This is a genomic window from Saccharopolyspora shandongensis, assembly GCF_900106995.1.
In the GTDB taxonomy this organism is placed as follows: Bacteria; Actinomycetota; Actinomycetes; order Mycobacteriales; family Pseudonocardiaceae; genus Saccharopolyspora; species Saccharopolyspora shandongensis.
In genome coordinates this window covers 117,459-130,217 of the sequence record NZ_FNOK01000019.1, presented here as the reverse complement: position 1 = coordinate 130,217, position 12,759 = coordinate 117,459, and the positions used below count along the sequence as shown (strand labels likewise).

Annotated in this window: 13 protein-coding genes; 8 read left to right on the top strand and 5 right to left on the bottom strand. The window is 70.7% G+C overall.

All coding sequences use genetic code 11. The features are described from left to right. Positions 1-261: 261 nt before the first annotated feature. Positions 262-1,026, bottom strand: coding sequence for a DeoR/GlpR family DNA-binding transcription regulator (locus BLW84_RS21380; RefSeq protein ID WP_093267822.1), 765 nt, complete (start codon positions 1,024-1,026; stop codon positions 262-264). Positions 1,027-1,340: 314 nt separating this feature from the next. On the opposite strand from BLW84_RS21380, the gene BLW84_RS21375 reads away from it, so the two are divergent. Both BLW84_RS21375 and BLW84_RS21370 read left to right on the top strand, forming a co-directional pair. Next, positions 1,341-1,769, top strand: coding sequence for an NfeD family protein (locus BLW84_RS21375; protein ID WP_093267881.1), 429 nt, complete (start codon positions 1,341-1,343; stop codon positions 1,767-1,769). Between the two features lie 10 nt (positions 1,770-1,779). Continuing rightward, on the top strand, positions 1,780-3,021 hold the full coding sequence (locus BLW84_RS21370) for an SPFH domain-containing protein (RefSeq protein WP_093267820.1): 1,242 nt from the start codon (positions 1,780-1,782) through the stop codon (positions 3,019-3,021). A 138-nt stretch (positions 3,022-3,159) separates the two neighbouring features. On the opposite strand, the gene BLW84_RS21365 is transcribed toward BLW84_RS21370, so the two are convergent. The 4 genes from BLW84_RS21365 to BLW84_RS47600 all read right to left on the bottom strand — a co-directional run bounded on the left by BLW84_RS21365 (position 3,160) and on the right by BLW84_RS47600 (position 5,827). Further along, positions 3,160-3,924 (bottom strand): TetR/AcrR family transcriptional regulator, encoded by a 765-nt coding sequence (locus BLW84_RS21365; RefSeq protein ID WP_093267818.1) that lies wholly within the window; start codon positions 3,922-3,924, stop codon positions 3,160-3,162. A gap of 66 nt (positions 3,925-3,990) precedes the next feature. Further along, entirely contained in the window at positions 3,991-4,791 is an 801-nt protein-coding gene (locus tag BLW84_RS21360; RefSeq protein WP_093267817.1) for an SDR family oxidoreductase, read from the bottom strand. A 50-nt stretch (positions 4,792-4,841) separates the two neighbouring features. Beyond that, complete coding sequence (locus tag BLW84_RS21355; protein ID WP_143061042.1) at positions 4,842-5,396, bottom strand: hypothetical protein; 555 nt, start codon at positions 5,394-5,396, stop codon at positions 4,842-4,844. A 272-nt stretch (positions 5,397-5,668) separates the two neighbouring features. Continuing rightward, the gene (locus tag BLW84_RS47600) at positions 5,669-5,827 is read right to left on the bottom strand and encodes a hypothetical protein (protein ID WP_177226611.1); all 159 of its coding nucleotides are present in this window, start codon (positions 5,825-5,827) and stop codon (positions 5,669-5,671) included. Between the two features lie 186 nt (positions 5,828-6,013). Here BLW84_RS47600 and BLW84_RS21350 point away from each other — a divergent pair, with 186 nt between their 5' ends. The 6 genes from BLW84_RS21350 to BLW84_RS21325 all read left to right on the top strand — a co-directional run bounded on the left by BLW84_RS21350 (position 6,014) and on the right by BLW84_RS21325 (position 12,668). Further along, on the top strand, positions 6,014-6,397 hold the full coding sequence (locus BLW84_RS21350) for a DUF5313 family protein (protein ID WP_093267813.1): 384 nt from the start codon (positions 6,014-6,016) through the stop codon (positions 6,395-6,397). A gap of 6 nt (positions 6,398-6,403) precedes the next feature. After that, positions 6,404-7,792: an NAD(P)/FAD-dependent oxidoreductase gene (locus BLW84_RS21345; protein WP_093267812.1), complete on the top strand. Its 1,389-nt coding sequence runs from the start codon at positions 6,404-6,406 to the stop codon at positions 7,790-7,792. Positions 7,793-8,058: 266 nt separating this feature from the next. Continuing rightward, positions 8,059-8,901, top strand: a complete 843-nt coding sequence (locus BLW84_RS21340) for a nitrilase-related carbon-nitrogen hydrolase (RefSeq protein ID WP_093267810.1) — start codon at positions 8,059-8,061, stop codon at positions 8,899-8,901. A gap of 11 nt (positions 8,902-8,912) precedes the next feature. Continuing rightward, on the top strand, positions 8,913-10,211 hold the full coding sequence (locus BLW84_RS21335) for an aspartate aminotransferase family protein (RefSeq protein WP_093267809.1): 1,299 nt from the start codon (positions 8,913-8,915) through the stop codon (positions 10,209-10,211). Beyond that, positions 10,208-11,608 carry a dihydropyrimidinase gene (gene hydA, locus BLW84_RS21330; protein WP_093267807.1) on the top strand — a complete coding sequence of 467 codons (1,401 nt, stop codon included), beginning with the start codon at positions 10,208-10,210 and terminating at the stop codon, positions 11,606-11,608. The genes BLW84_RS21335 and hydA overlap by 4 nt, the downstream gene beginning before the upstream one ends. 61 nt (positions 11,609-11,669) lie before the next feature. After that, entirely contained in the window at positions 11,670-12,668 is a 999-nt protein-coding gene (locus BLW84_RS21325) for a TIGR03842 family LLM class F420-dependent oxidoreductase (RefSeq protein WP_093267806.1), read from the top strand. Positions 12,669-12,759 lie beyond the last annotated feature (91 nt).

The following is a 12,759-nucleotide window of genomic DNA, read 5'->3' as shown; positions in this document are numbered from 1 at the left end:
TAGCTGTGGTGCAGGCCATACCCGCCTTTGATGATGTGCGCACTGCGCGTGCGTGGTCGCCGGCTGCGCCGAGAAGTGTGCGCGGAGTGCGCGTCGCCCGGGAAAGTCCGCTGAAGCCGGAAAGTGCGTTCAGGTGTGCTGCCGTCGCCGCGGGTCAACGCGAGGCGGGGTGGATGTCCTTTGCCCCTGTTCGGACCGTGCGCTGGTGGGCTGCCGCCTCGTACGCTCCCGCGTCCGGACGAGGGGTTGTCGGCAGTGCGATCAGGCGATGATCACTTCGACGGCTGCGTCGGCCAGCGCGTCGCGCAGGCTCCCGGCGGGCTCGGTATCGACGACGACGCCGGTGAGCTGGTCGAGCGGGCAGACGTGGTGACCGGCGATTCGGTCGAACTTCTCGCTCGAGACCAAGGCGTAGGAGCGGTGGGCGTTGGCGAGCACGGTTCGGCGCACCGCGATCTCCTCGAGGTGGTAATCGGTGAGGCCGGCTTCGGGATGCAGGCCGCCAGAGCCGAGGAAGGCCAAATCCGGGTAGGTCTCGGCGAAGAACCCGGCGGCGGTTGCGTTCGACAGTGCGAGATCTCCGGCCCGCACGCGGCCGCCTGAGACCAGGACGTCGAGTCCGGGGCGGTCGGCCAGTTCCGAAGCGACGACCAGCGAGTTGGTCAGCACGGTGGCGGATAGCCCGGGCGGGAGTGCCCGCGCCACCGCGGTGGCCGTCGTGCCAACATCGATCATGATGATCTGACCATCTCGCACGAGCGAGGCGGCGGCGCGACCGATCCTGTTCTTGTTCTCGGCGCCCAGGCGTTGGCGCTGCTCGACGGGTGGTTCTTGGGAGATCTGCGGCTCGGTGCTCGCTGCGCCGCCGTGCACGCGGGTGAGGACCCCGCGTTCCTCGAGTGCCACGAGGTCTCGACGGATCGTCTCCCCGGAGACGGCCAGTTGTCGCACGAGCGTGTCCGTGCTGACGATGTGCGCGCTGCGCACCATCTCGGCGATCAGGGCATGGCGTTCTGCGGCGAGCACAGATCGGATTGTAGCTGTGGATTTCTGTGGAGTACGTGCCTCGCGTTGGTCGATGGGCGACGCCTGGCCGAGGCATGATCAACCGCATCGGAACAACCGCCGTGCTGCGGTTCGGCACCCTCGACACCGTCGTCTGCGAATGGATGGCGGGCAACGGCGATCCGCGGCTCTACCGCGCCTTCGGCATCGAACGGCCCCGTCTGCAGCGGCGTGAACGAGCCCAGTTCCGGACCGGGGCGCTCTGCGGGCCCACCCGAGGGATCGCGCCCCGAACTGTGAGCCCGAACTGGGATCCAGGCTGTCATCATGGGCACATGGTCGCGCTGTTGTGGTTGATCGCAGGCGTGGTCTTGATTGTGGCCGAGGTCATCTCGGGTGAACTCGTGTTACTGATGCTTGGCCTCGCGGCGATGGGGGCTGCCGGGGCAGCGGCGTTGGGGGCGCCACTGGGCGTCGATGCCGCCGTGTTCGCCGCACTCGGACTGGGGTTGATCTTCGGAGCCCGGCCCGCGCTGAAACGCCGACTGAACCGAGGCAACGGGGTGAAAACGAATGTCGAAGCCTTGATCGGCAAGAAGGCGATCGTGGAATCCACCGTGGATGCCGCTGGGGGCAGGGTGCGCATCGATGGCGATGTGTGGACTGCCCGCGCATTCGACGAGACCCAAGTGCTGGAGACCGGCCAGACGGTGACGGTCATGGACATCTCCGGGGCCACCGCCGTCGTGTGGGCCGAACCCTGAGGAGGCTACCGTGGACCCGTTCGGACTGATCGTCATCGCTGTCATCGTGCTCCTGGTCCTGGTGATCGCGGTGAAGACCGTGCTGGTGGTGCCGCAGGCGACGGCTTCGGTGATCGAACGGCTCGGGAAGTTCCGCACCGTGGCCGAGCCGGGCCTGAGCTTCCTGGCGCCGTTCTTGGACCGGGTGCGGGCCCGCGTCGACCTGCGTGAGCAGGTGGTGTCCTTCCCACCGCAGCCGGTGATCACCCAGGACAACCTGACGGTGTCCATCGACACCGTGGTGTACTTCCAGGTCACCGATTCGCGGTCGGCGGTGTACGAGATCTCCAACTACATCATCGGTGTCGAACAGCTGACCACCACCACGCTGCGCAACGTCGTCGGTGGCATGAGCCTCGAAGAAACCCTGACCTCCCGCGACGCCATCAACACCCAGCTGCGCGGGGTGCTGGACCAGGAGACCGGGCGCTGGGGCATCCGGGTCGCCCGGGTGGAGCTCAAGGCCATCGACCCACCACCGTCCATCAAGGACTCGATGGAGAAGCAGATGCGCGCCGACCGGGAGAAGCGCGCGATGATCCTCAACGCCGAAGGAACCCGGGAATCGGCGATCAAAACCGCCGAAGGTCAAAAGCAAGCGGCGATTCTGGCCGCGGAAGGGCAGAAGCAAGCGGCCATCCTGAGCGCGGAGGCCGACCGGCAATCCAGCATCCTGCGCGCGCAGGGCGACCGGGCCGGCCGATACCTGCAGGCGCAGGGCCAAGCCAAGGCCGTCGAGAAGGTCTTCGCAGCGGTCAAGCGCGGCAAACCGACCCCGGAACTGCTGGCCTACCAATACCTGCAGACGCTGCCGCAGATGGCGCAGGGCAACGCCAACAAGGTCTGGGTGGTCCCCAGCGACTTCGACAAGGCCCTCCAGGGCTTCGCGCGGATGCTCGGCGCGCCCGGCGAGGACGGCGTCTTCCGCTACGAACCACCGAAGGAAGAAGTCCCGAGCACCGCCCCCGAAGAGGAAGAAGAGTCGGTCAAGGCCTGGTTCGACACCTCCACCACCCCAGAGGTCGCCGAAGCGGTCCGAGCGGCCGAAGCGGTCGCGCGCAAGGAGGTCCCCAGCCCGGGCCTCGGCGGCAGTCCTGTGCCTGCTCAGCGCGCGGGATTGACGAAAAGCGCACCACAGGCGCCGGCAGGTCCACAGCAGGTGGGCTCGCCTGAACAGTCCGATGTGGAATCTCAACCCGACCGGCGTGACTGAGTCGGATTCGTCGGGGACTTGCGTGGGGGTTTGGAACAACTCCAGGCCGGGCGGGCTTTCTCGTCCTGGAACCGAGCTGTGGAGCATGAGCCCGCAGCCGGCGGCGAGCTCGGTCAGCTCGTCAAGATCGCCTGACCGCTAGCCGCTGCTCGCGACGAACGCCTCGATGCCGTCGAGGATCCGCTGCAGGCCGAACTCGAAGGCGTGCTCCGGGTTGTGCGCCGAGCCGTGGGCCTCACCCGCAGCGGCGCCGACCCGGGCGGCGGTCGGGTAGCGCTGCGGGTCGATCAGCTGCCCGAGCAGCGGGGCGTGCGCCTGCCACCACTGCTCGTCGCTCATCCCGCTGCGCTGCTCGGTCTGCGCCATCTCCACCGACCGCCGGGCGGCGGCCTCGGCGTGCCCCAGCATCAGGCTCAGCAGGGAGTCCATCTCGACGTCGGTGAGCCCGAGCTCCGCGACCGCGCCCAGCTCGTAGTCGTACTTGGCGATCGCGTTCGGCCCCAGCACGGCGCGCCCCGCCGCGACCTGCAGCATCCACGGATGCCGGTGGTACATCGCCCAGTTCTCCCGCGCCACCTGCGCCAACCGATCCCGCCAGGCGGGACCGGGCTCGGGGCGGGCGGTCTCGCCATACGCCGTGTCGAGCATGACGTCGATCAGTTCGGCCTTGCCCGGCACGTAGGTGTACAGCGACATGGTGCCGACGCCGAGGTGGTCGGCGACCCGGCGCATGGACAGCGCGGCCAGCCCGTCGGCGTCGGCGATCTCGATGGCGGCCCGCACGATCCGGCCCACGCCCAGATCGGACCGCCCCTTGCGCCCGCTGGTCGGCCCGTCCTGGGTCCGCCACAGCAGTGCCAGGCTGCGTGCCGGATCTCCGCCGCCGCTGTACTCCGTCGCCATCGCACCCTCTCCGTACTCCGTACGCCTCAGATCGTAGGAGGGCGGCCGGAGCGTGCCGCGCGGCGGTCACTCGGCGGGGTGGGACTGCAGCCAGTCGGCCCAGCTGATCTTGCCGCGGCGGCCACCGGGGCAGGTCATGTCGGTGGCGATCCGGCGCAGCCGCCGCGGCGCGGGCACGTTGATCACCCGGCGGCCGCTGCCCCGGACGCGCTGCCAGGTGCGCAGCGCATCGCGCAGGGTGATCACCTGCGGGCCGCCGAAGTCCTCGCGCCGCTGCCCGGCGCCGTCGCGGATGCATTCGACCAGGTACTCGGCGAAGTCGTGGGTGTCGACCGGCTGCGTGGGCAGCGCGCCCGGCAGCGGCAGCACCGGGAGCCGGGTGGCGCGGTTGAGCATCCGGTCCAGCAGCCAGTGGAACTGGGTCGCCCGCGCGATCGACCACGGCACGTCGGCGACGCTGACGAGCTCCTCGGCGGTGTGCTTCAGCCGCAGATAGGGCAATGCCGGCCGGTCGACGCCGACGATGGAGACGTAGAGGAAGTGGCCGACCCGGGCCGCCGCGGCGGCTTCGAGCAGTCGGCTGGTGCCGTCGACGTCGACATCGGGCGGGCTGCGCCAGAAGTCGACCGGGTGCATGAAACCGCGCTGGGCGGCGGGAGAGCTCGTCGCCGCGTGCACCACGGTGTGCGCGCCGGCCACCGCTTCGGCGACCCCTTCACCGGTGGCGAGGTCGCCCTGCACCCACTCCAGCTCGGGATCGGTGCCGGGGCGGCGCGTCAGGATCCGCACCCGGTGCGTGGGTTTGAGCAGGCGCACCAGCTCGCGGCCGAGGTGTCCGGTCCCGCCGGTGATCGCGACTGTGTCCATCTCGGCACCTCCGGATCAACTGTCCCACCGGGGTGCCGAGGTCGCGACGGCTACGGCTTCAGCAGCGGACCGGTGAGCCCGTCGACGATCCCGCCGATCGCGGGCAGCGGGCCCGGGCGTTCGGGCTTGGAGCTGCTCGGCGGCTCGGACTGCGACGGCGGAGCGGTCTCGCTCGGCGGCTCGGCCGGCTGCGTGGTCGGCGCCGGTTCGTCGGCCGGCTGCGTGGTCCGGCTCGGCTCCTCCGGCTGCGAGGTCGCCGCGGGTGCCGAGGTCTTGGCGGTCGGCTTCGGCGCCTTCGCCGTCCCCTGGGCTTCCTCGGTCTGCCGCTCGGCGACCGGCGTCTTGGCGGGCGCCGGGGCCGGGGTTTCGCTGGCGAGCAGCCGCGGTTCCGGCGTCGTGGGAGCCAGGTCCGGCACCGTGGCCGTGATCTGCGGGGCGAGGAACTGCGCGGCGGGCTGGGCGGCGGCCGGCTGCGAAGCCGGCGCGGCCTGCGGCGCGTCGGCGCGGTGGTAGGCGCTGCTGACCGCGATCACGGTGAGGAACACCGCGACCGCGTAGCCGATCACCCGCGGGGGAGTGGCGTGCTGCCACGTCTTGGGTTCCACCCGCCGGTGGCGGCCCCGAGTGCGGGCTCGCGGCAACGACGACTTACCCACTTCTGCCACCCACCTGTCCGGCCGATTGGTCTGTTCGCGGCGTCGCCTTCACCCGAACGAGTGATGGCGGCCGGTCGCACCCTACGTCACCGCCGACCCGCGTGGCCAGCCCCCCGGGCCGGCGGTTCGCAAGATCATCGCTGGTAGGAGGGCCGCACGCGGTGGGTCTGGAAACGGGAACGGCCCCGCCGCGGGGCGAGGCCGGAGTCCACTCTGGATGGTCAGCGGTGGCCGAGCAGGCGGATGTCCCGCCGCAACTGGGCCACCACGTTCTTCAGGCCACGGCTCAGCGAACCCTTGCCGTCCAGCACGTCGGTGAACATGACGACACCCAGGACAAGCACGAGCAACAAGGCAACAACGACGACGAACACGATCACTCACCCCTTCTGCCCATAACATCGATCAGGGGCCGCCTTCGTTACCGGTATCCCCCAGGTGTGTCGTGGGACGCATTTCCGGCCGGGTGCGGGCGCCGCGCCCGGCCGGGCCTAGGATTGCCGCGTCCTCGGATCCGGCCGAATGGACGGCTGGAGACCGGAATCGCGAAGACTAGCCTGGAGAACATGGCGACCAATCGACCCAATCCGGCGCAGTGGGTCTGGTACGCCTTCGGCGGCAGGCTGCCGGACCGGTGCGCGGAATGGGTGCTGCACGACGTCACCTGCTCGACCTGGGTGCTGCGGCACTTCGCCCGCGCCCTGACCCAGCTGGCGCCCTTCTGCCTCCTCGTGCTGATGCCCGGTCCGTTGTGGATCCGGCTGACCTCGATCCTGCTGGGCCTGCTGGTCGGGCTGTTCTACTCGGTCTGCTACATGGGCGAGACCGCCGAACACCGGGCGATCAAGCACGGTTTCCCGCCCGGCGTCGCGCGCGAAACCCGTGAACTGCGCCGCGATGTCAGGCGCGTGGCGAAGCACGGCGTCGGCTACCGCCCGTGGTGGGACTAGCGTCGGATGGGCCAGCTCGACCCGGCGTTGCGCGACGCCGAAATCGCCGCGTACTGGACGGCTCGCGCGGACGCGCCCGCCCCGCGCGAGCCGCTGCCGGGTGACGACCGCGCGGATCTCGTCGTGGTCGGCGGCGGATTCACCGGGCTGTGGGCGGCGATCCTGGCCAAGCGGCGGCGCCCGGACCTCGACGTGCTGCTGCTGGAAGCGCACCGGCTCGGGCACGGCGGCAGCGGCCGCAACGGCGGCTTCGTGTCGGAGTCCCTGACGCACGGCCTCGCCCACGGCAGCTTCTGCTGGCCGGCGGAGAACGACCGATTGGTGCGCCTCGGACGGGAGAACCTCCAAGCGATCGACGAGTTCGTGCGGGACGAGGCGATCGACGCGGATTTCCGGTTGTGCGGCAAGACGAGCGTCGCGACCGAGCCGCACGAGGTCGAGGAGCTCAGCGACGAGGCCGAGCTGTACCGCGAGCACGGGATGGCGGCGCGGTTCCTGGGCGCCGGCGGCATTCGCGCGGACGTGAACTCGCCGACCTACCGGGCGGGCGTGCGCCTGCCGGACGCGGGCGGGCTCGTCGACCCGGCGCGGCTGACCTGGGGGCTTGCCGCGGCGGCGCAGCGGCTGGGGGTGCGCATCCATGAAGGCAGCCCCGTGCGGGCGCTGCGCCGCGACGCCGGGGTCCGGCTGAAGACTCCACAAGGGACTGTGCGGGCTGGCGGCGTCGTGCTCGCGACCAACGCCTTTCCCGCGCCGCTGCGCTCGATCCGTCGGTATGTGCTCCCGATCTGGGATTACGTCCTGGTCACCGAGCCGCTGTCGGCGCAGCGGTGGGACTCGCTGGGATGGCGGGACCGGCAGGGCGTCACCGACAGCGCCAACCGCTTCCACTACTACCGCCCGACGCCGGACGGCCGGATCCTGTGGGGCGGCTACGACGCGGTGTACTACTACGGCGGCCGCACCGATCCGGCCCTGGCCCGGAACGACGCCGCGCACCACGTGCTGGCGCGGCACTTCTTCCGGACCTTTCCCCAGCTGGAGGGGCTGCGCTTCACCCACCGCTGGGGCGGGCCGATCGACTCCACGGTCCGGTTCACCCCGGTCTTCGGCTGCGACCGCGGAGTCGCCCACGCCGTCGGCTACACGGGCCTGGGCGTGGCGGCGTCCCGCTTCGGCGCGCAGACCGCGCTGGACCTGCTGTGGGGAGAGGACACCGAACGCACCCGGCTGCGCATGGTGCGCGACCGGCCCATCCCGTTCCCGCCGGAACCCCTGCGCTGGCCGCTGGTCCAGTACACCCGCCGCGCCCTGGCCAGGGCCGACGAGAACGGCGGGCGGCGCGGTCGCTGGCTGCGCTTCCTCGACGCCCGCGGCATCGGCCTCGGCAGCTGACGGGCCGGCGCACGACACACCGGCGCTTCGCCTTCTCGGGGGAATTCGGGGACGCGGGCCCGGCCCGCTCCGCGGGCGTTCCCCCTAGCCGCGGCGCGTGTCCCGATCTCGCCGTCCTCAGAATGGGAACACTGCGTAACGGCTTGATCATTGCACGTGATGGCCGCTGGTCATACCTTCGATGGACGGGCCGACCGGCTCGTCTTGGTCGCCCTGGCGAACTCCGTCTGCGAGGGCATCAGCGACCGAAGGGGTGCAGCGCAACCATGCCCAACATCGTTCGTGCGGCGCTGGTCCAGGCGAAGTGGACCGGCGACACCGCCTCGATGGTCGACCAGCACGAGGAGCACGCCCGCGCCGCGGCCGGGCAGGGCGCCGGGATCATCGGCTTCCAGGAGGTCTTCAACGCCCCCTACTTCTGCCAGGTGCAGGAGGCGGAGCACTACCGCTGGGCCGAGCCGGTGCCCGAGGGGCCGACCACGCAGCGGATGTGCGCGCTGGCGCGGGAACTCCGCATGGTCGTCGTCGTGCCGGTCTACGAGGTCGACGGACCCGGCTTCTACTACAACACCGCCGCCGTGATCGACGCCGACGGCAGCTACCTCGGCAAGTACCGCAAGCACCACCTGCCGCACCTGCCCGGGTTCTGGGAGAAGTACTACTTCCGGCCCGGCAACCTCGGGTGGCCCGTCTTCGACACCGCCGTCGGCCGGATCGGCGTCTACATCTGCTACGACCGGCACTTCCCGGAGGGCTGGCGGGCGCTCGGGCTGGCCGGCGCGCAGCTGGTCTACAACCCGTCGGCGACCAGCCGCGGGCTTTCCTCCTACCTCTGGAAGCTCGAACAACCCGCCGCGGCGGTGGCCAACGAGTACTTCATCGCGGCGATCAACCGGGTCGGCGTCGAGGAGTACGGCGACAACGACTTCTACGGCACCAGCTACTTCGTCGACCCGTACGGGCAGTTCGTCGGCGAGCCGGCCAGTGGCACCGACGATGAACTCGTGGTGCGGGACCTGGACTTCGACCTGATCGACGAGGTCCGGCAGAAGTGGGCGTTCTACCGCGACCGCCGCCCGGACGCCTACCGACCGCTGACCGAGCCGTGAGAGGAGCGACGATGACGAGCACGCACGCAGAGCTGACCAAGCGGCACCGCGCGGTGCTGCCGGACTGGCTCGCGCTGTACTACGACGAGCCGATCGACGTCGAGCGCGGTGAGGGGCGGCACGTCTGGGACGCCGAGGGGAACCGGTACCTGGACTTCTTCGGCGGCATCCTCACCACGATGACCGCGCACGCGCTGCCCGAGGTGACCGCGGCGGTCGCCGAGCAGGCGGGCCGGATCCTGCACACCTCGACGCTGTACCTGAACCGGCCGATGATCGAGCTCGCCGAGCGGGTCGCGGAGCTCTCGGGCATCGACGACCCGCGGGTGTTCTTCACGACCAGCGGCACCGAGGCCAACGACACCGCGCTGCTGCTGGCCACCGGCTACCGCGCCTCCAACCAGGTGCTGGCGTTGCGCAACAGCTACCACGGCCGGTCGTTCTCGGCGCTGGCGGTGACCGGCAACCGCGGCTGGTCGCCGACCAGCCTGTCGCCGGTGCAGACGGCGTACGTGCACGGCAGCCGCCGGCGCGGCACCCCGTTCGCCGGCCTGCCGGACGCGGAGTTCACCGCTGCGTGCGTGTCCGACCTGGAGGACGTGCTCGGGCAGCTGCACGGCAACGTCGCCTGCCTGATCGCCGAGCCGATCCAGGGCGTCGGCGGTTTCGCCACGCCGCCGGACGGGATGTTCGCCCGCTTCAAGGAGGTGCTCGACAGGCACGGCATCCTGTGGATCAGCGACGAGGTGCAGACCGGGTGGGGGAGGACCGGCGAGCACTTCTGGGGCTGGCAGGCGCACGACGCCAACGGCGCGCCGGACATCGTCACCTTCGCCAAGGGCATCGGCAACGGCCTGTCGGTCGGCGGCGTCATCGCCCGCGCCGAGATCATGAACAGCGTCCGGGCGAACTCGATCTCCACCTTCGGCGGCAGCCCCGTCACCGCGGCCGGGGCGCTGGCCAACCTCGACTACCTCCTCGCCCACGACCTGCAGGGCAACGCGGCGCGCGTCGGCGCCGTGCTGCGCGAGCAGCTCGACGGTGCGCTCGGCCGGATCCCGGGCGTCGTCGACGTGCGCGGCAAGGGCCTGATGATCGGCGTGGAGCTGGCGCACGCCGACGGAACGCCCGCACCGGAGACCGCCACCGAGGTGCTCGAAGAGGCCCGCCGGGGCGGCGTGCTCATCGGCAAGGGCGGCCTGGAGGGCAACGTCCTGCGCATCGCACCGCCGCTGACCCTCACCGAGGCCGAGGCGCGCGAAGGCGGCCGGATCCTGCTGGCGGCACTGGAGAAAGCGAGGCGGTCATGAGCAAGACGATCATCCGAGGTGGCCTGGTGATCACCGCGACCGAGGAGACCCGCGCGGACGTGCTCGTCGACGGCGAGCAGGTCGCCGCGATCGCCGCGCCCGCCATCGCCGAGCAGTGGGTGTCCAATGCGGACACCGTGATCGACGCGTCCGGGCACTACGTCATCCCAGGCGGCGTCGACGGGCACACGCACATGCAGATGCCCTTCGGCGGGACGTTCGCGTCGGACACGTTCGAGACCGGCACCAGGGCCGCCGCGTGGGGCGGCACCACCACGATCGTCGACTTCGCGATCCAGCCGGTCGGCGGCTCGCCGCGCGAGGGCCTGGACGCCTGGCACGCCAAGGCGGACGGGCAGTGCGCGATCGACTACGGCTTCCACATGATCCTCTCCGACGTCGGCGAAGAGGCGCTGAAGGAGATGGACACGCTGGTCGCCGAGGGGATCACCAGCTTCAAGATGTTCATGGCCTATCCCGGCGTGTTCTACAGCGACGACGGGCGGATCCTGCGCGCCATGCAGCAGGCCGCCGACAACGGCGCGCTCACGATGATGCACGCCGAGAACGGCATCGCCATCGACGTCCTCGTGCAGCAGGCGCTCGCCGCCGGGCGCACCGACCCGCGGTTCCACGGGCAGGTCCGGCACCCGCTGCTGGAGGCGGAGGCGACGCACCGGGCGATCCAGCTGTCCAGAGTGGCCGGTGCCCCGCTCTACGTCGTGCACGTCTCGGCCGCGGAGGCCGTCGCCGAGATCACCCGGGCCCGCGACAACGGGCTGAACGTCTTCGGCGAAACCTGCCCGCAGTACCTGTTCCTCACGGTCGACGACCTGGCCAGGCCGGAGTTCGAGGGCGCGAAGTACGTCTGCTCGACACCGCTGCGGCCCGCCGAGCACCAGGCGGACCTGTGGCGGGCGTTGCGCACCAACGACCTCTCGGTGGTGTCCACCGATCACTGCCCGTTCTGCTTCAAGGACCAGAAGGAGCTCGGCCGCGGCGACTTCTCCAAGATCCCCAACGGCATCCCGGGCGTGGAGAACCGCATCGACCTGCTGCACCAGGCCGTCGTGGAGGGGCGCATCAACCGCCGTCGGTGGATCGAACTGGCCTGCGCCACCCCGGCCCGGATGTTCGGCCTGCAGCCGCGCAAGGGCACGATCGCGCCCGGCGCCGATGCCGACATCGTGATCTACGACCCGAGCGCCCAACATGTGCTCTCGGCCGAGACGCACCACATGAACGTCGACTACAACGCCTACGAGGGCAAGCAGATCACCGGCCGGGTCCGCACGGTGCTGTCCCGCGGCGAGGTCGTCGTCGACGACGGCACCTACACCGGCCGGGCCGGGCGCGGCCGGTTCCTGGCCCGAGACACCTGCCAGTACCTGATCTGAACTTCGCCTGCTCGAAGCCGTACCACGACGCACATCAGATTCGACAACGGTTGGGGGAGCGATGGACTTCGGACTGGTCCTGCAGACCGATCCGCCCGCGTGGTCCGTGGTGGACCGGATGCGCCGGGCCGAGCGGCTCGGCTTCAGCCACGGCTGGACCTTCGACTCATGCGTGCTGTGGCAGGAGCCGTTCGTCATCCACAGCCAGATCCTGGCGGCCACCGAACGGCTCGTGGTCGGCCCGATGGTGACCAACCCGGCCACCCGCGACTGGACGGTCACCGCATCGACCTTCGCCACGCTCAACGACATGTTCGGGCCGCGCACGGTGTGCGGCATCGGCCGCGGCGACTCGGCGGTGCGGGTCACCGGTGGGCGGCCGACCACGCTGGCGACGCTCGAACAGGCCATGCGCGTGATCAAGGAGCTGGCCGAGGGCCGCGAGGTGCAGCTGCACGGAACCCCGGTCCGGCTGCCGTGGGTGCGCGACGGCCGGCTGCCGGTCTGGATGGGCGCCTACGGGCCGAAGGCCTTGGAGCTCGTCGGGCGGCAGGCGGACGGCTTCATCCTGCAGCTCGCCGACCCGTACCTGACACGGTGGATGGTCGACCACGTCCGGGAGGCCGCCCGGGATGCCGGGCGCGACCCGGCGTCGATCACCGTGTGCGTGGCCGCCCCGGCCTACGTCGGCGACGACCTCGACCACGCCCGCGAGCAGTGCCGCTGGTTCGGCGGCATGGTCGGCAACCACGTCGCCGACCTCGTCGCCCGCTACGGCGACGCCGCGGCGGCGGTGCCCACCGCGCTCACCGACTACATCAGGGGCAGGGAGGGCTACGACTACTCGCACCACGGCCGCGCCGACAACCCGAGCACCGAGTTCGTGCCGGACGAGATCGTCGACCGGTTCTGCCTGCTCGGGCCCGTCCAGGCGCACGTGGCCAAGCTGCGGGAACTGCGCGATGCGGGGGTCGACCAGTTCGCGATCTACGCCATGCACGACGCACTGGACTCCACTGTGGACGCCTATGGTGATGCCGTCATCCCGGCCATGTCCTGACGGCTCGCGGACCTGCGGCGGTGATCACACGGCCATGGGTTTGTAGAGTTCCGCCGGAAAGTGGCAGCCCCGATCGGCGGGGTGGAACGAG